This is a genomic window from Enterococcus sp. AZ040 (genome assembly GCF_050499185.1).
Classification (GTDB): domain Bacteria; phylum Bacillota; class Bacilli; order Lactobacillales; family Enterococcaceae; genus Enterococcus_D; species Enterococcus_D entomosocium.
This window is the reverse complement of the sequence record NZ_JBMHEW010000001.1, coordinates 644,948-663,804: the sequence shown is the minus strand read 5'-3', so window position 1 is coordinate 663,804 and position 18,857 is coordinate 644,948. Positions and strand designations below refer to the sequence as shown.

Annotated in this window: 11 protein-coding genes; 4 read left to right on the top strand and 7 right to left on the bottom strand. The window is 44.4% G+C overall.

What is annotated here, in order from left to right; genetic code table 11:
* Positions 1–49: 49 nt before the first annotated feature.
* From IGK63_RS03025 to IGK63_RS03015, 3 genes are all read left to right on the top strand, one after another.
* Complete coding sequence (locus tag IGK63_RS03025) at positions 50–1,783, top strand: ABC transporter ATP-binding protein (RefSeq protein ID WP_016611257.1); 1,734 nt, start codon at positions 50–52, stop codon at positions 1,781–1,783.
* Entirely contained in the window at positions 1,776–3,560 is a 1,785-nt protein-coding gene (locus IGK63_RS03020; RefSeq protein WP_005231996.1) for an ABC transporter ATP-binding protein, read from the top strand. The genes IGK63_RS03025 and IGK63_RS03020 overlap by 8 nt, the downstream gene beginning before the upstream one ends.
* A 206-nt stretch (positions 3,561–3,766) precedes the next feature.
* A complete protein-coding gene (locus IGK63_RS03015) occupies positions 3,767–5,266 on the top strand; it encodes a helix-turn-helix domain-containing protein (RefSeq protein ID WP_008378048.1) in 1,500 nt (499 codons plus the stop codon).
* 74 nt (positions 5,267–5,340) lie between these two features.
* Here the strand turns inward: IGK63_RS03015 and IGK63_RS03010 are convergent, their stop codons facing one another.
* From IGK63_RS03010 to IGK63_RS02985, 6 genes are all read right to left on the bottom strand, one after another.
* Complete coding sequence (locus tag IGK63_RS03010) at positions 5,341–9,564, bottom strand: WxL domain-containing protein (RefSeq protein WP_429972431.1); 4,224 nt, start codon at positions 9,562–9,564, stop codon at positions 5,341–5,343.
* 20 nt (positions 9,565–9,584) lie between these two features.
* A complete protein-coding gene (locus IGK63_RS03005) occupies positions 9,585–10,634 on the bottom strand; it encodes a WxL protein host-binding domain-containing protein (RefSeq protein WP_016611259.1) in 1,050 nt (349 codons plus the stop codon).
* 225 nt (positions 10,635–10,859) lie between these two features.
* The gene (locus tag IGK63_RS03000) at positions 10,860–11,639 is read right to left on the bottom strand and encodes a WxL domain-containing protein (RefSeq protein WP_008378042.1); all 780 of its coding nucleotides are present in this window, start codon (positions 11,637–11,639) and stop codon (positions 10,860–10,862) included.
* 173 nt (positions 11,640–11,812) lie between these two features.
* Positions 11,813–12,223 (bottom strand): hypothetical protein, encoded by a 411-nt coding sequence (locus IGK63_RS02995; protein ID WP_016611260.1) that lies wholly within the window; start codon positions 12,221–12,223, stop codon positions 11,813–11,815.
* Positions 12,216–13,670 (bottom strand): helix-turn-helix domain containing protein, encoded by a 1,455-nt coding sequence (locus IGK63_RS02990; RefSeq protein WP_008378039.1) that lies wholly within the window; start codon positions 13,668–13,670, stop codon positions 12,216–12,218. Before IGK63_RS02990 ends, IGK63_RS02995 begins: the two co-directional genes overlap by 8 nt.
* A 397-nt stretch (positions 13,671–14,067) precedes the next feature.
* Complete coding sequence (locus IGK63_RS02985) at positions 14,068–16,437, bottom strand: VWA domain-containing protein (RefSeq protein ID WP_016611262.1); 2,370 nt, start codon at positions 16,435–16,437, stop codon at positions 14,068–14,070.
* Positions 16,438–16,644: 207 nt separating this feature from the next.
* Here IGK63_RS02985 and IGK63_RS02980 point away from each other — a divergent pair, with 207 nt between their 5' ends.
* Positions 16,645–18,144: a helix-turn-helix domain-containing protein gene (locus IGK63_RS02980; protein ID WP_016611264.1), complete on the top strand. Its 1,500-nt coding sequence runs from the start codon at positions 16,645–16,647 to the stop codon at positions 18,142–18,144.
* Between the two features lie 140 nt (positions 18,145–18,284).
* Here IGK63_RS02980 and IGK63_RS02975 read toward each other — a convergent pair whose 3' ends face one another.
* Positions 18,285–18,848, bottom strand: a complete 564-nt coding sequence (locus tag IGK63_RS02975) for a hypothetical protein (protein WP_008378032.1) — start codon at positions 18,846–18,848, stop codon at positions 18,285–18,287.
* Positions 18,849–18,857: the final 9 nt, after the last annotated feature.

Genomic DNA, 18,857 nt, shown 5'->3' with positions numbered 1-18,857 from the left:
TAACGTTACAGTTTATTCTACCATAGAACGACATTTTTGGAGGGAAATCATGAAACAATTACAGTTATTTTATAAAGAAGAACGACGCTTCTTTTTCAGTTTATTTCTTTTGATGCTAGTCCAATCCTTCGGCACACTCTTGTTGCCGTATTTTTTGGCAAAAATCATTGATGAAGGGATCTTAAAAGTCGACACGACGGCCATTTGGCACAATGGCTGGTGGATGTTTGCCATTGCCATCGGCACCGTGATCGTCTCGGTAGGCGGTAGTTATTTATCTGCCCACCTTTCAGGAAAATTCGGGCATTTTTTGCGGATGCGCTTTTTCAAAAAAACACAAGAACTCTCTGTATCCGCTGTTGATGGCTATGGTACACCCACTTTGCTGGCACGTACCACCAGCGACATCAACAACATCCAACAAATTTTGATGATGGCGCTGCAAATGATTTTGCCAGCCCCAATGATCGTCGCAGCTTCGATTTTTCTAACCGGCACCGTCTCTTTACGGATGATTTGGGTCCCAATCGTAGCGATCCTATGTTTTTCAATGATCGCTTATGGGGTGATTCGCAAAGCGATCCCATTATCACAAATCACGCAAAAACTAGTCGATAACATGATGCGGATCTTACGAGAAACCTTTACTGGCGCTCGGGTGATTCGGGCATTTGACAAAGCGGATTACGAAAAAGAACGGACAGATCAAACCTTATCCGAATATGCGAAAACCATGATTAAAGTCAATCGCCTCTTTGCTGTCTTGAATCCGACCGTCAACTTAGTAATGGGACTCTCGATTTCGACCATCCTAGTCTACGGCGGCTATCAAAGTCTTCAGGGCCATCTAGCTATTGGTAGTATTACTGCCATTATCGAATACACGATTTTGAGCCTTTGGTTTTTGACCATGGCAGCGATGGTGATCGTGATGGTGCCTAAAGGCTTGACTTCCTTACAACGAATCGAAGAAGTCTTAGAAGAACCAATTGATTTGATTGACGGTGACCAAACCTTAAACAAATCCGCCTTGTCAGAAACGATCGCCGCTTTCAATCACGTGCAATTTACGTATGAAGGCGCCGAAGAACCTGTCTTAGAAGATATCAGCTTCGAGATCCACCGAGGCAAAACGACAGCGATCGTTGGCGGAACCGGCTCTGGAAAAAGCACCATTGCCAAAGCCTTGCTGCGTTTCAAAGATGTGACTGCTGGTTCGATTACGCTTTTTGGCCGCAACATCAAAGAGATCTCTCAAGCCGAATTACGGGACCAAATTAGTTATGTACCGCAAAAAGCGCTCTTGCTTAGCGGCACGATTCAAGAAACCCTGCGTTTCGGCAATCGTCCGGCAACCCATGAGGTGATGGCAAAAGCCGCTGAAGTTGCCCAAGCCAAGTCATTTATCGAAGGCTTACCTGAAGGTTATGAAAGTCCAGTTGCTCAAAAAGGCAGCAATTTCTCTGGCGGTCAAAAGCAACGATTGAGTATTGCCCGAGCGCTGACAAAGCCCGCAGAAATCTACTTCTTTGACGACAGCTTTTCTGCTTTGGATTATCAAACAGACGCCAACTTGCGGCGTGCATTGAAAGAATACACGAAAGATGCCGCCGTCATTATCGTGGCTCAACGGGTATCGACCGTCAAAAATGCCGATCAAATCATTGTCTTGGATAACGGCAAAATGGTCGGTAGTGGAACCCACGAAGAATTATTACGCACTTGCCAAACTTATCAAGAGTTTGCCTCATCTCAAGGAATGGGAGGAATGAAGGATGAGTAAACAAACAATGGATACACCAAAAAACATGAAACATACAAGCCGGCGCCTACTTCGATTACTAATGGAACAAAAAGCCCGCTTTCTGCTGATCATCGTCTCTGCCTTGTTCTTTTCCTTACTGATGTCCATCGCCCCTTTGATCTTGGGACGTGGACTGGATAATCTGATCGCCTTGTTTCAACAAGAAGGCTGGCAGATCAATGATTTTTGGCAAAGTATTTTAGGTCCAGTCGTCCTTTTAGCGGGAACATGGCTTTTGATCAGTCTCTTTTCCTTGCTGCAAGAGTATACGATGGCCAGTGTCAGTGAAACCCTGACCTTGACTTTACGCAAACAAATCAGTGACAAATTCAATCGCCTGCCTATCAGTTTTTACGACAAACATCATACCGGCGATATTTTAAGCCGAGTGATTCTCGATTTAGATAAAGTATCCGAAGTCTTACAAGTCGGTTTGATGCAGCTGATCACCGCAACCATCAGCATTACCTTCGGCTTGATCGCCATGCTTTATCTCAGCCCATTACTGACGATCGGTGTGGTCCTGATTTTGCTTTTGAGTGCTTTTGTGACCACCGTTCTCGCACGAAAAAACTTGAGCTACTTTACCAAAAACCAAGAAACATTAGGTGCAGTCAGCAGTCGTGCGGAAGAGTTTTATACCGCAAATCCGCTGATCAAATCCTACAACCAGCAAATTGCCGTTGAAGCGGAAATGGCGGAATTGAGCGAAGCCCAATTTAAAGCCTTTCGGAAAGCACAGTTCGTCAGTGCAGCTATCAATCCTTTCGTGCGCTTTATCAATCAAATCGGCTTTATCTTAAGTGCCGTCGTTGGTGGTCTGATGGTGTTGCAAGGGCAATTATCCATTGGTCTTGTACAAGCCTATCTGCAATACATCAACCAAGTGTCTGAACCGATCACGCAAGCTTCTTATATTATGAATACCTTGCAAAGTGCCTTAGCATCTCTCGAACGAATTTTTGAGATCCTTGATTATCCTGAAGAAGAAACAGCGACCCAGCAACTGCCGGTACCGCAAACCATCAAAGGAAAAATCGATTTCCAACACGTCTCCTTCGGCTACAACAAGGAAAAACTCCTGATGGAAAACGTCGAATTTTCCGTCAAACCAAAACAAACGGTTGCGATCGTCGGACCAACAGGCGCTGGAAAAACCACCATGATCAATCTTTTGATGCGCTTTTATCCTTTGAACGGTGGAAAGATTTTGCTGGACGATCAAGACATGATGTCCTTTTCGGCACCGGCAGTCCGGAAAAAATTCGGTATGGTGCTGCAGGATACATGGCTGTTCCAAGGAACCATTGCTGAAAATATCGCATATGGCAATCCCGATGCCACTCGGGAAGACATCTTGGCTGCAGCCAAAGCCGCCCAATGCGACCACTTCGTGCGGACCCTGCCCAACGGTTACGATACCGTCATTGGCTCCGAAAGCGAACTGTCTCAAGGACAACAACAATTATTGACGATCGCCCGGGCGATTTTAGCGGACCCAACGATCCTGATCCTTGATGAAGCCACCTCCAGTGTCGACACTCGGACGGAACAAATGATCCAAACGGCAATGGATCGTTTGACCCAAGGAAGGACCAGTTTTATCATCGCCCATCGTCTTTCTACCATCAAAAATGCCGACTTGATTCTAGTGATGAAAGACGGCTCCGTCGTCGAAAAAGGCTCCCATACTCAATTGCTGGCACAAGATTCCCTTTACGCCCAACTATATAACAGCCAGTTTGCAACAGCTTGATGAAAAAGCCGAAAGGTCCAACGATGTCTATGACGAATCGTTGGACTTTTCGGTTATTTGCTTTTCATCCCTGAGTAGCACAAGTGTTCCTGTACAAGAAACACTTGTTACCTACTAAAAACCTTTCCCTTGCCTTGCCAGTATCCATATTCCATAATCAGACGTGAGAGACGATCCACCAAACAGACCATATGGGAGTGTTATGAATGAAAAATTTTCAGATGACGTTTATTACTTCTACTACCACCATTCGTTGGTTGAAACTATTGAATCTCTTGGAACGGCATAAGACCCTTTCGAATCGTGAGTTATCAAAAGCTGTCCAGAGTTCGCGGCGCACGATCATTTATGATATGGAGGGGCTACGGAGCTACTTTGGAAGTACTTTAATGATCGAATCCACGTCGAATGGCTATTCTCTTCACGAATTACTACCGAAGGAATATCTTGAACGAAAACGAGCGCTCCTTCAGAATGAACCATTATTCGTTATTCTTGAGCATCTGTTTAAGGGAGAATATCGGACAGTTTCCGAATGGGCAGACTATTTTTATCTTTCTGAAAGTTCCCTTTTACGCTATTTAACGCTTTTTGAAAAAGCCCTGAGGCCCTTTCAGTTATCTGTTGATCACAAGAATTTCCGTCTGATCGGATCAGAAGCGGATATTCGCAAATTTTTTCATACCTTTTATTATGAGTCAGACGCTACGCCTCATACGGTACGTCCAACGATCGCTGTGCAAAACATCGTCTTAGATTTTTTTCGAAATATACGCGGCAAAACCAATAATACGGCTTCATTTTGGTATATCAGTTATTGGTTGTATATTGTCCTTGAGCGTACTCAAGCAGGAGAAACTGTCATTGTCTCCGATCAATTAAAAAAGATCGTCTTGGCAGATGAGCTCTTCCAAGAAATCCAGCCCCTCAATCAACGACTCCAAACGGCTTTTTCCTTGTCTTTACCGTCAGAGGAGCTGGTCTACCTTTTCGCTCTACTAGCAAGTAACCGTGGGATAAACAACTATCTCAGGGAAATATCATTTGTTAACCGCTTTGACCATTGGCCTGAGCTAAAAGAACTGACTGCCAATTTTTGCCAGTTTCAGCAAATATCCGATCATGATCAGTCCCGAGAGTTTATTTTTCTCCATTCTTTCTTTATAACAGAAAAAATAAAACAGCTGATTTCCCCTACCTATAATCTAAGTATGGAAGAAATTTCCAGTTACGCACAAACGCAATACCCTAAAGAGTATGAGGAAAATACACGGTTTCTTCTTAGAGAGCCTCTCTTTGAAGCAACTGCTCTGCCAGCAATCAGTGCCCGCTTCACTTTATACTTTGAAGGATTAAAAGAAAAATACTGGGGCAATCCACGCCGAATCGCTTTTCTTTTAGAGGGGGATGCGCATATTTGTCTTCACATCAATGCTTTTGCCGTAAAATATTTTGGTCGATATCATATTTTGCAATTTCCTGATTCCAGTGAGTTTTCTTTGGATTATGTGGAACGAAACAAGATTGATCTAGTCGTGACGAATTACGCAGAGTATTTGGAAGAGTATATTTTAGATGTTGAATGCCTCCTGATAAAATCGATCCCAGATGCAGATGATTGGAACAATTTCTTGAAAATCATCAACCCAAAAATCATCCATAATTTTGCGTTGCGAAACATCGAAAAAAGCACCTTTTATAAGTGAAAAGACGTGTGCGGCACTTGAACGCCGCACACGTCTTTTCCATTCGTTTCTTATTGCCGACTAGTATTCTTTCTTCACTCTGGCACACTACTTAACGACCATTCAATCGTTGCACGGTACCATCCCAACTTGGGATTTGCACCAGCAGGCACTTCCAAGGCGACACTGGTGGCTGCCGTCTCTTGATCACCAAAACGATAGACCCATGTTCCCGTACTCTGACTGTCGCCAGTTAGTAGAGGCTGCGCTTCACCTGGCGTCAAAGTTACCCTATCATTCACCGTGGAAAGCTCTGGCATACTGGCATTGGAATTTGCTGAGGTCGTCATAAGCCGTTGATTGGCTAAGCTGATTTGAGCACCGATCAAGGGCTCATTGTCTTCATTTTGGAAGCCCTGCGAATCAAGAGTCGCCGATAAACGCCAACTCGTCTCTTCTGCATCGTTACGCTGATCCGTGATTTGCACATAATTCGGACGTTCCTTAGTTTCGGTTGCCCCTTCGGCAAGATTCATATGCTGAGGCAGTGCGTGATACGTTCCTTTGGCACTGCGGATCGGCACCTGACCAAATCGGAACTGGGAAACAAAATCAAGACTGAGCAACCCTTGGTTCTCAGGAATGACCGACGGATTTTCTGGATTCACTTCTACATCCGGTTCTAATGGATCAACCGGTGGCAGTGGTCCAGTCTGGGCGATTCGCAGGGTAGTTGCAGCGGGAAACACAGCGTCCCGAAAAACAACTTCTGAGGCTGGATTCTGATTGCCGTGTTCGTCATTCGTTGTCGGCGGATTGATCACTCCAGCTTCTTTTGCCGAACCAGCAGAATCTCTCAGAAAGACTTGGATCTCATCCCCCGCTTTTAACTGCCGATCACTTACATCAATCGTAAATGTTCCATCTTCATCGATAACCACCGCCTCTGTATCAAACCAGGCACCATTATGTGCAGCACTTAGCTCAACCTCTTTGTCTTCCGTGTGGCCATGGATCTCAGTTGTTTCTTCAAGAAGTACGTAGGAAGCAAAAGCTGCGGGCGTTGGCGGCAAAATAGGGAAAACCTGCACAGACTCGGTCCGTATTTGATGTTGGGCACCTTCTGTCAGTTCGCCGCTGGTTAATTCGACAGCGACGACTCGGACGATGGTTCCTGCTTCCAAAGGAGTCTCAAGAGGAATCTCAAAAATCCCTCCTTGCGGCTCTTCTCCATAGATACTGATCCCCGGTGTTTCTTCTGTATGTCCGACGGTTTTCGCAGTGACTTCTTCCTTCTCACCATCTGCTGTTTCAATTTCAACGGTCACTTTCGCTTCATCATCCCAAGCAGGGCGAGTGCCATCAAAACCAACAGGCAAGCTGACTCGCCCATGAATTTTTTTGTCCGCATTCGTCGGCACCCGTAACTCATCGACGATCGCCCAACGCGCATTGTTTGAACTTACGCGAGAGTACGCTGTCAGTCCCTGATTGCCAAAGGTCTCCGTATTCAATATCTCTGGTTTATTCGTCAAACCTAACGTGCCAAAATCAGCTCCTGAAAAAGCAAAATCGAGGGTTGGGAAATTTAGATCGGGATCTCCTAAGAGATTTGACCCGTTTTTCCAAACAGCTAAGTCACTATTCGTCGCTGTTAAAGTTGAAAGATTAGAAACACTAAAGATGTTTCCTCCATCAAGCCGCTCATTACGAAAATCAAAAAAGACTGGATCGTTCAAGAAGACAGATAGTTTACCTGAACGAAACACGCCACCATTCGGGGAACTTGTCCGCCCTTCCACTTGGAAATATCCTTGTTCAACGTAGATCGTTGAATTGAAGTAGGTATGCATGTCAATCCCCGGACCACTATCTGCTACACACATAAATTTACTATCGACACCTACGATTGAAAAATTATTCTCTGTCCCGTTATCATGGATGCCTCTCGCATAAAAAATTCCTTGATTTCCTCCAGCGACATTCCCATCATGCGCGTTGCCGTTTCCCGGATTATAAAGGTCAACGATGCCGCCTTCTGTGATCTCAAAAGAATTTCCTCCACTAGGAATTCGGATCAAGGGTGCGCTCCCCCCTATTTTACGAACTTTTACTATTCCACCATCCGTTACATGAAAGGTCACCAAACCAAAGTATAAAAATCGAATCACTGCATGGTCCCCGTCAGCCTCATGGCTGCTAGCTATTAATTGTCCATTGCTTTTAACTTTAAAAGTAAAGTTCAGACTAGTGATATTGATCGCACTAGCAGTGATGCTTTCGACCTCTAAGACTGCTGATTCATTCAAAGTAAGAGCCCCAGCTTCTGCCGCATTCGACGGTGTCGATAAAACAAAGGATGCTGCTCCTTCTGCCGCTGCAATCTCACTGAAAATCCGTACATGTGTCTCTTCGCCACTAATGGTGACGTCGGCATTTTTTCCGTTGACCCGTAAAGCATTCGCATTTTCGGCGGTCAAGCGTACTTTTGAGCCGTTCTGGATCGTCAACTTAGGATTCTCACCAGTCAGAAATACGCCGCGCCTTCTTTGTGTCGTTTCAATCTGCAATAAGGCAGCATCCCCCACAACCATTGTTGGATCCGCCCCCTTCATAAATAGTGCAATATTTTGTTCCTCCGACATTGCTGTGGCTGCTCCCTGACTTTCTACAATGAGCGTACCACCATCAAAAAGATAAAAATTGCTGTTGTCTCCTACTAGTTCGATCGCATTGGCATCTGCCGCCGTCTCATTGTTCACCCGTACTTGTGTTTCATCTCCTGCGATCGTAGCAGAAGGAAAGAAACCATTTAAGAGGATGGCGCTCGCATTCATTGTGTTTATCGTTACGTTTGCACCAGATTGGATCGTCAATTCTGGCTGCTCTCCAGTCAGAACAAGCCCGCGTTTTCTTTCTGTAACCTCGATTGAAAAAACTGAATTCTCTGCTGCGATAAAGCGAGGATTTCTCCCAGACAGAATAACGGCATTATTATTACCATTGGTCGGAGCAGCAGTCGTTCCTGGACTGCGAATAGTTAAACGAGCACCATGATTGAGTTCCATTTGACCATTATCGCCACGTAAATCGATTGTATTCGCATCCCCTAGTCGCGTAGTAATGCTCACTTGCGCACCCTCATCGATCAACAACCTAGGATCTTGAATATCTGGTGCTGTATAAAAAATCCACATATTCGGCTTATTAATAATCACTTGCGCTTGATTTCCGACCTCCACTTCTTTCAGATTGAACAAGGTATCGGAAGCCATCGTCATTGCCTCGAAGCGATTGATCCCACCAGTAAAGTGAACCTTCGCTTCTCGTGCTAAAATAAAAGGTGACCGATTCTCCGAGGCTTCTTCTACTTCCTCTAGTTCAACGACCCAGTTTTTACTCAACGCATTGGTGGTCTGGATCAAAGCGGTATTGCCTATTTTTTGGTATGTGAGATTTTCGATACGAAAAATCGTTTCTTCGTTAACGGTTAATAATTGAAAATAAGCACTATTGTTATTGAGGGTCAATGCATGACCATTTCCTTGAATCATTATCGGACGATCGATGGTCATTATGCTGGAAGTAGATTGGACAAGGTCCGCTTGTAAGGAAAGAATGGATACGGCTGGATCTTGTAAAGCACTAATAAACTCCGCCATGGTCGTTACGTAAGCTGTGCCACCATCAAAGGCGCTTGATACGATCTCACTAGCCGCCTGTACCGCTGACTCCTCCTGCGGACGCTCAATGTCTGCTACTTTTTCAGCAGGATCACTATCCGTTTCTTGCGATTCTAAGGACTCATTTTCCAAGTCTTTCGGTGTTTCCTCAGTGTCTGTCTCTGCAGCAGCTATTTCAACGATCGCTTCGCTCCCTGCACTGGCTATAACAAAACTTCCAGGAAGTTCGGCAACGATCAAAACAGAAAATGTCTGCCGTGCTTGACTTGCTTTGATCTGCCAGCATTGATCGCTTTGTTTTGCTGCTGTTTGTCCGGGTGCCAATACATCAGTCATCAGCTTGACTTCTGCTGGTAATTCTAGGAAGATTTCTGCCACCGCTTGGTCGCTGACCAAATCGATCGTAAGTGGTTGACCTACCGTACCAGCAAATTTAGGCTCTTTGAACTGCACCGTCCCTTCAGGCTCAGATGTTCCTGTGGCAAACTCCCCCAGAACTCCCTCATCCGCTAGCGGTTGTGCGAGGTATGGCGGCTCGGTTTCAGCAAAAACAACGATGAGCGGGACACTCATCAAGCGTAATCCCATAAAAACAAGCAGCAAGCGAATCCAATATTTCAAGTTTTGCTTTTTCATTCCATGCTCTCCTTTACTTCTTACGTATCCATGGTCGGCTTTTTGTTCTTCCATAACAGCCAAATGATTATTCCAATAAGGAAGATCACTAGTCCTAATGCGCTGATCAACCACCAGTTTTGCCCCTCTTCAATGGTGACATCCTCACGATTCAACTGTCGTGCTGTGTCTGCTTCCACAGTAAACGGATATTCCCATGTCCACTCCTCACCTTCAGCTCGAGCTGTTAAGCTCATTACATATTCTCCGCTGTAAAAACGATCCCCCTGTAATGAAACGGGAAAATGAAAATGTGAATTTGGCGCCATTTGCATCCCTTCACGCTGCGCCTCATATAAGACTTCTTCCTGATCCGCTCGTCGAACAGTTGCCTCTACCTCTAGTCGATTGACAAAACGCGGCAACGGATTTTGTAGCGTTGCCCGAAACGCATTGCGATAATTGACTTGACCGGCAAACACATCCAATAACGCAAGCTCTGGTTCAATAATAGACGCTTCATTGCGGACAACAACGCCTAGGATATAAGCAAACCGATTTTGGATCGCAACACCTTCTTCCTCTGATCCAGTCGCTTCTTCGATGACCTCTCGAATACGTAAACCGCCGACTAGACTACCAGTAAAGGCTTCTTCAGGCATATGTATGGGTAACTCGATCGTCTTTTTTTCCTTAGCTGACAAAATAATCTCTCCAGGTGATTCGATTAGATCAGCTATCGAATAAGGCAAAGTCGGATCAGGTTCTGCGGCATCTTTGCCATATTCCACGACGCCATTTCCGTTAGTGAACGCCGTATGTGCGGAAACTTCGATCGTGATTTCCTTTTCCGCGCGATTTTGAATCGTCACCCCCAGAACATCATCGGTCCCTGGTGCTAGTTCTAGATCAAAATAGCCACTATTCCCATCTGGCAATTGGCTTTTCGGCAAATTGGGGACCACATGAAATGGCAATTCTGATTGTGTTTCTGCCCAACCTGTCATCGGCAATCCAACGAGTACCATCACCAGTAAAACAAACCCAGCTACTAGCCTATTCTTGATTGATCTCTTGCTTTGTGTCTTCATAATGAATCATTCCTTTCAAAATAGGCAGGAACAACTCGTCTCCTGCCTATTCCCTATATCCCTTACTCACTTCCTGATTCGTTTTTCCCTAATCGCAACACGCGTATCATTCGCTATCGCGCTTACTGGTAAAATGATTCGTTAAAATCATGTGCCTTTATTCATGCTTCTGAGCCAAGCTAAAAGACTGGCTTCTTTGCTGTGTTCTTCCAAAAAACTTATCCCTTAATTCCCAGGAGTGGCACTTAAATGCCAAGTCAGAGTAGCCGTATAAGCGGTTGCTTGCGGATTCGCTCCTGTCGGTATATGGAGCCAAATCGCTTCATTGAGAATATCCTCTTCCCCAGCTGCATGCTGTTGATTTAGCAGGGTTTGATTGCCCCATTGAACCGTTGAAAGTCCCGCCCCTTGGCCAGGAGCCGCAGACATCAAGGTGTTGCCTTCCGTTCCAACATCGATGGTTTGATGGTTAAATTGATCGCTAGGTGCTGTTGGGAAAGTAGCCGAATCTAATGCATTCGAACGAATCTGTGGATTTTGAAATTCGATATAAGCCCCACGTAATACATGATTCGAAGTGGCATCTGTACTTGTAAATTGATCCAAATCGACATTTAACGTCCAGCCGTTGTGTCCACCACGGGTATCCAATACTTGAGCAAAAGAGACATATGGTGCGGTTCCTGACCCATCAGACAGTCGTTCCAGCTCCGCAAGCATTGCGGATTTTCCAGGGCCTGTGCTGATCACTTGGGTTCCAAAATCGAAGCGCTTTGGCACATGCACCAAAGTGAACGGACCGGTTACCTCTGGATCGATCGGATCAATTTCTACCTCTGGCTCTTTTTCAGGTAACTCAACATCGATCTCTTCCTCCTCACCAGGGATGAAATCTACTTCATTTTCGGTATTTCCTTCCAGGATGGGGGTTGCTGCTGCGGTCACTCCCCCAGATAACACAGCGATACTCATGACACCGATTGTTGCTAAATAAATACGTTTCATAAAAAATTACTCCTTTTACTATTATTATTCGCAGAAAGAATCTACGATGATTACTATTGATTGATGCATAAACCTTTTTTCGCTAGAACTGGTTGCCAGTTGGCTTACTAATCCACTCACTTCTTCAAAAACCACAACTGTCTTTTCCTAAAACAAGCGTGCGACCGTATTGCCTAAAGGTCATTTTTCTCGTTAGCTGATCTTCGTGCGCATCGTTTCAAGTAAGCGACCACACTCAAGAGGATGAGCAGCAGACCTATCCAGCGAATAAGCAGTCGTTGGTGACTGTTCGTTTGCGGAAAACGATCATTTTTTGCGTGACCAGATGAATCATCTTCAGGTACTGGCCATTTTCCTGTCGGCGGTTTTGGCTCTGGCTTTGCAGGTTCCTGACCACCAACAAAACGGATGACCCCTTCTGTTCTAGCGGTGGACACTTCTTTGGCTTCTACGAAATCAGCGACTAGCAGACAACTTAAAACCAACATCGCTACAATGAAATACCTCAATTTATGAAGCGGCATGTATTCCCCCTCATTTTCCTTTCGCCCCTTTTTCTCTTTCAAAAAACATACTTCAGACACAGACGAAGTCCTCCAATCCTTCATTTAAGATGGAGACAACCATTTTAATCGCTTCTTTATACCCAATGTATTTAGGCAAAAAAAATACCTGCGGTTGCTTTTCTATGGAGTAATCAAATGGAATGATATTGGTGATCAAAATATCACAGTCAAGCTGGTTGATCTGTTCCGATGTTAATTGTTCTTCATAGAGCACAGCCATTCGACCACTAAAATGATGTTCAAAAATACTGTAGACCCATTCATCGATCACATAATTATTGGCAAGCAACACCACGATTTTTTGTGAAACCCGGATCAATTGATTGCCAAAAAGATAGAGAACGAAGGAACAACAAAAGTCCCTCAAAAATTGATTTTTGAAACATTGCGGAATCTCATTCACTTCCATAAACCTAATCAAAGGCTCATATAGATCAAAAGGCAAAGAAAACACAAATTGATTCGTACTATCCGGATTTTTTAAGTAGATAGGTGCTAAGCCAACTTTTGCATATTGCCGGACTAAAAAATCTTCCACGACCTGTTGAATTCCACAAGGCTCGTCAAGGTAAGTATTGTGCTGTTCAAAAAAAGCAACAAAGAGTTCAACGAATCGCTTACTCGTTTTTGAAAAGGTATTGAGAGGAATCCTCGTTTTCCCTCGAAGCGCCCACTGCGCATAAAGCATTAAGTAAATAAAGCACGCTTCCTGAACGAGCCGTTTTTTCGCAATGGGTTGGAGACTGCTGCTTTCTTGAAGTGTTTCACTGATCGTCAAAAAAAGCGGATCTTGCTGGATCAATGCTAGGATCTCAGGATCAAATATCAAGGTTCCAAAAGTGGCACGCTGAACAGACAAACGAATAATATTGATGACCTTTTTTCTTGAAACGATCCCCACGTTTTGCTCAATTCTTCTTAAAAGCGTTTCTTGAAGCTGATGTTCAATGACCGGCAACTCAAAATAGTGCGTTTCGCAATAAAAATCCCAGAAGAACTTTCGCTGATTGATCTCTTCTCCCATCAGCCCAATCGGTGCTTTGGTTACCACCAAACCGTATTCATCAAGAATCAGCTGTAATTTTTTTATGAGTCGATTTGCCGTTGATTCTGAAATATGCATGGCTCGAATCCAAGCTAAAAAAGGAAACGTTTGTCCCGCATAAAAAGCTTGTACTAATAAAATAAGTGGTTCTCGCTCATAGAAGGAGCGTCGTTTTTTATAGTATTCACCATGATCATTGATTACCAACTTCATCCCGTGATGGGTCCCTTCAAGAGAGATCGCATCACCAAAAAATGTGCGTAGTGCTTTTAAGTCCGTTAAGATCGTCCGCCGAGAAATACTCGCTTTTTCTGAGAGCTGTTTGACACTCAAAATCTGTTCGTTTTCCATGTACGCCAATAGTATAAGGCTTCTTCGATTCACTGAGTTCGTTACCAATTGGAATGTAAGACTGTTCACGGGCGTAATCTCCTTTAGCAAATTTCCTATAAATTTTCCATCAAATCGTAGGTCCCTCCTTTAGTGCTGCCTTCGAATCGTTGCAATGTTTCTTGTTTGATTCTAACAAAATTACCACCTATTTTTTATCCAGCATTTGCACACGAGGGTGCAAAAATATTGACTTTCCGCAAAGAATCATTTGTTCTGCGGGCTCTCAATGGTAAATATTAGATGTTATTTTAAATAATTCAGACACGTTTTTGTTTATTGTTTCTCTTTTATAAATTGCTAGCTGTACTCACCAATAAGCCGCAGCTTTTTTAGTAACAGCGCCGATTTCAACTGCCTAAAGCACAAAAAAACAGCTAGACACTTGTCTAGCTGACTTTATAGAATTATAAGTTAGAGCTAACTCCTATTTCCTTTTCAGTACGCTTGTAAACACACCGCCTACCATGATTGCGCCTAGAATCACCAGCCATGCAGCTCGTTGCTCATTCGTTTTAGGAAGAGCCTTTGCTTTTTCTTGACTGGAAGATTTCGTGGTTTCGCTACTAGCACTTGTTTCAGTAGACTGGCTCTCATGGGGATTTACTAGCGTGGCACCGTCATGGTTTGTGGTCGTTGTACTTGGTTCTGCTATACTTGGCTCGGTCGTACTTGGTTCTGGGGTACTTGGCTCCGTTGTACTTGGTTCCGTTGTGCTTGGTTCTGTTGTGCTCGGTTCTGTTGTGCTTGGTTCCGTGGTACTCGGCTCCGTTGTACTTGGTTCCGTTGTACTTGGTTCGGTAATGCTTGGTTCTGTGGTACTTGGCTCCGTTGTACTTGGTTCGGTTGTGCTCGGTTCTGTTGTGCTTGGGTCCGTGGTACTCGGCTCCGTCGTACTTGGTTCCGTTGTACTTGGTTCGGTTGTGCTTGGTTCGGTTGTGCTTGGTTCTGTGGTACTTGGCTCCGTTGTGCTTGGTTCCGTTGTACTTGGTTCTGTTGTGCTTGGCTCCGTTGTACTTGGTTCGGTTGTACTTGGTTCCGTGGTACTTGGTTCGGTTTCTTTTTTTGTATTGGTGATTACAAGGGTATCTCCCTCAGTCGTCACACTGCTTTCGAAGCCGTCGGGGATATTGACTTCTTCAACCTGATACACGAAGTCTTCCCCTTGATTGTTGTATTTTGGTAAGTCTGCCATTTGACCAGCAACGGGTATCTTTGTTAATGATGCTTGAAAATCATTGGCTTTTTCAAGGGTCAAACGGTCTGACTGCTGCCAACTGTCTGCTGCCGTAGTGGTGGTTCTTTTGACTTGATAATCGATTTGGTCTGGAATCTCAGCTGCTGAGACATTGACCCACTTTTTGAGAACAGCAAGGGAAACATTGGGTGCCTTGATGGAAGGTATCGGAAAATCCAACGCTTCATCATCGCTTGCTGGTGTTAAGGTCGTACGGCCATTGCACAACACCCACGCCTCTCCTTTAAAATCTGGGGCTTCCGTATTCAAGCGAACTTGGTAGGTCAAGGTCAATTTTTCATTTTCACCTAAGGCTATCCCACTGACGGTAATAGTCTGATCCTTTTCAGAAACGGTTACTCCAGTTGCAACTTCCGGCGCCTCGACCCACTCTCCTTGCGCATTTTTGCGCCATCCGACTAACTGATACTGATCAGCATCAAAATTACCTGCCCCTTGCAAAAGAATGCCCTCTCCCATCGGATCTGTAATCGTCCCGTCAGGGATGGTTTTATCGATATGATTGGCGATTTCTGTCAATGCTGAACCCAATCCGCTCAGGTTTTCATCCGTTGTTAAGTAATTGCTCGGTGCAGACGCCAGATTGCGCCCAATGTATTCCCCTCGTGCGGAAGGCGCCGTTGCTACCGAATAATAGGTAAAACCAGATTTTTTAAGCGCGACGATCGTGCCAAGGGTCTCGTCTGTCACCACAGTGTTGCTAACAGGAATGGCTTGCGAATCTGATGGATTTTTACTTGTCGTATGGTAAGCAGTGGCTGACGTTTGAAATTCTTCAATATAGCTTTCCGTGTGATAACCGTTATAGTCACTGATTGCGCCGGTATTTTGATAAACCGCTGCCTCATCTACTGGCAAATAACTACGATTGGCACTGTCGTCACCGATATGAATAAACAGCTTTTCCGCTTCTGGACGACTTTCTTCCAGTAACAGTTGTTGTCCAGCCAATAAGCCTTTTTGCATAAAAGTTCCAGAATGGGATTCGGCCGTCTCACGCAGAAATTGTTCCAAGTACGCGATATCGGTAGAAAAACCGTTGGTAGTGTAAACTTCTCGATTGTAGGCAACGATCCCGATCCGAATGGAGCCATTCGCTAGCGAATCAGCTAATTCATTTCCAAACTGTTGCAGCCCCAACAAGGCGTTGGTTAATTTTTCTCCAGTCATGGAGGAAGAATAATCGATCACCATGACCAGATCAACAGGGGTACTGGTCTGATTGCCTTTGACAGCTAACGTTACATCAAATAGTCCTTGGCCCGCAGCTTCTTTGACACTCTTTTTCAGATAAGCTTCATCTGCATAATTGACATAGTTCTCTTCATCAAAAGCAACCCCCGGCGCCTGTCCATACTTGTAGTTGTACGTATCTCCTTGCGCCGTTCCATTTGTCAAATACTGTCCGGTCGCATCAGTTTGATAGTCAAAATCATACGTGGTGGTTTCACTGTTTACAGTCAGACTGCCCATGAGAACCCCCATCAACAACAGGAAAAAAATCCCTGTATACTTTTGCCAACCTCTTTTGTGTTTCATCACTTTCGCTCCTTTATTTCCGCACTGCTTTCCTCAGCAGACCATGAATGCTGAGAAAAGCGAGTCTTTGTCAGAAAACAGTATAGAAGGTTTTGCTGCGAAAAGGAGACAAAAAATTGCTGATTTCATTTACAAAAAAATCACGTTTTTTGTGCTATCATAAGAGAATCGAGTACATAGAGAAACCTTTAGAACGGAGCTTGAATTATGGAACGGTTTTATCCATTTTTTGGACACACTCTCAAGAGAGATATCGACCTGTTGCGGTTTTTGTATCTTCAAAAACGTTTTGTTCCCATTGAAGAGATCAGTCAAGCGTTGGCTTTGGATCGCCGCTCCATCCAAAAAAGCTTCGACACTTTAAGCAAACGCTCGCTTTCCTTACAAGACGATCCCTCACCGCTTTTGGTTGCCAAACACGGCTTTGGGTTATCCTTCATTGGGACTAAGCGAGACTACAAGCGATTGAGTCGGCAGTTGCTGGAAGCGAATCCCTTTTTTTATTTACTGGAAACCCTTTTGCTGCAAAATGAGATCAATTTGATCCAATTCGCCGCTGACCATTACTTCTCCGAATCAACCGTTCGTAAACGAATCTATGCGTTGCAAAAACTGCTTGCTCCATTGGGATTTCAGCTGCAAAAGCAAAAAGGGACGGTTCGACTCGTAGGCAGCGAAGCCCGTATCCGCTACTTTATGATGGTCTTCTTTTGGCGAACATTTGCCGGTCTGCATTGGCCCTTTACTGGTCTTTCCCAGAAAAAATGTGAAACCATCGCACAAGACTTCTACCAAAACAATCAGATTCCCTTTAACCCGATCGAATTGAAAATGACCACATACATTTTGGCTGTCACTATTTTGCGGTTTCGCAAAGGACAACGGATTTCAGCAGAAGCAGTAGCGATCGAAGCCCCTTTGATTGGGGAAGATCTTTCCCTGTTTCAATCCCTGATTGATGAAGAGACCGCCATCTACAACCATTTATCGTCAGAACTAGCGGAACACTTCTTTCTTGATGAGAATGAACGCCGCTTTTGTTTTCTATGGCTAGCATCGAATCTCGATCGAACGTTTGCCGATGCGCAACTGGACGCTGCGTTTTCCCCAAAAAAACCAACGACGAGCATCCAAAAACTTCTCTGGTCGATGACCGCGTTCGCACCAAAATCCGAGTTGACCCGCCCTTGCAAAAGTAGGATCGTGAATACCCTCTTGAATGGGCTTTTGACTGTCGAATTGTTTGGACCGGTCGACCATACATTAGCCGGCTATAATACTGCCCAGTTTTTAACAGAACATTTTCCTGATTTGCAAAAGCAAGCCGAAAAGCTAGTGACAAAAACTTCGTTATACCAAAAAGAGCCGCTGAAACAAAGCGGATTTTCTCTTCATGTCGCTATGGCGTGGACGCTGATTTTACCGCCAGCTACTTTTCAGCAGAAAATCAAGATCAAACTGGAAACAGACTTGCCGCTGGCGATTTCGCTGACCATCAGAGAACTGATCAAAGCGCCCTTTCAAGGGTTCTACAACCTTGATATTCGTGATCAGTTTGTCGACGACGACTACGATCTCTGTCTAAGCACCACTCCATTGTCTGAAACCTATGAAAAAGCACCGGTCCTATTGATCAATGCACAAGTCACCCTTCCTGATTTGTTAGCAATTCATCAGGCGATTGAAGTATTCCAATCGCAAAAATAATGATTGCTCTGCTCAAATCACTCCAACAAAACGAGACGACGAAGTAATGAAAGTAGGTACTTCGTCGTCTCGTTTTGTTTCATTCATTCAATACAGTATTACTTTTATACAACCAATAGTTAAATCTGTTGCTAGTTCCTTTAACGAAAAGGAACACTCGAGTGTTGCAACTGGATTCGAACGTTGCCGTCTTCATCCAACATATACCCAAATGTATATTCGACCTTTACCTCTTCTCCGGTCTCACCGGATGTAAAATAATAATTTCCTGAAGAAAGTGCTGTATCACCATTTAGAATCGTATCGTGATTGTCAAAGCGTACATTTGTCCACGGCTCTAAAGCAAACCCGCTGTCTTCTTCAATATCACCACCAACGAAATAAGACAAGGCTTCTTCCTTTGTTGAGCGGAAAGGAATTTCAGCAGCTTTCGTCGGTTTAAAAAGGACTGTTCCTTCATCAAATGCATACAACGTATCAAGGGTTTCTTTAGCTTGTTCTTCTGCAGCTTCCTCACTCTGCGTACTTGCTTCCCCAATAGCTACGATGCTCTCAGCCCAAGCTTCTTGTGCTTCTTCGATTGCAGCGAGAGTGATCGTTGGCACTTCAACCGTATCTGCTTGTGCTATGTCGTCTTCATTTTGAGCCCCACACCCTGTTAAAGTAACTAAGATTATTGGTAAAATCAGTGTTTTTTTATTCATTTTATTCCT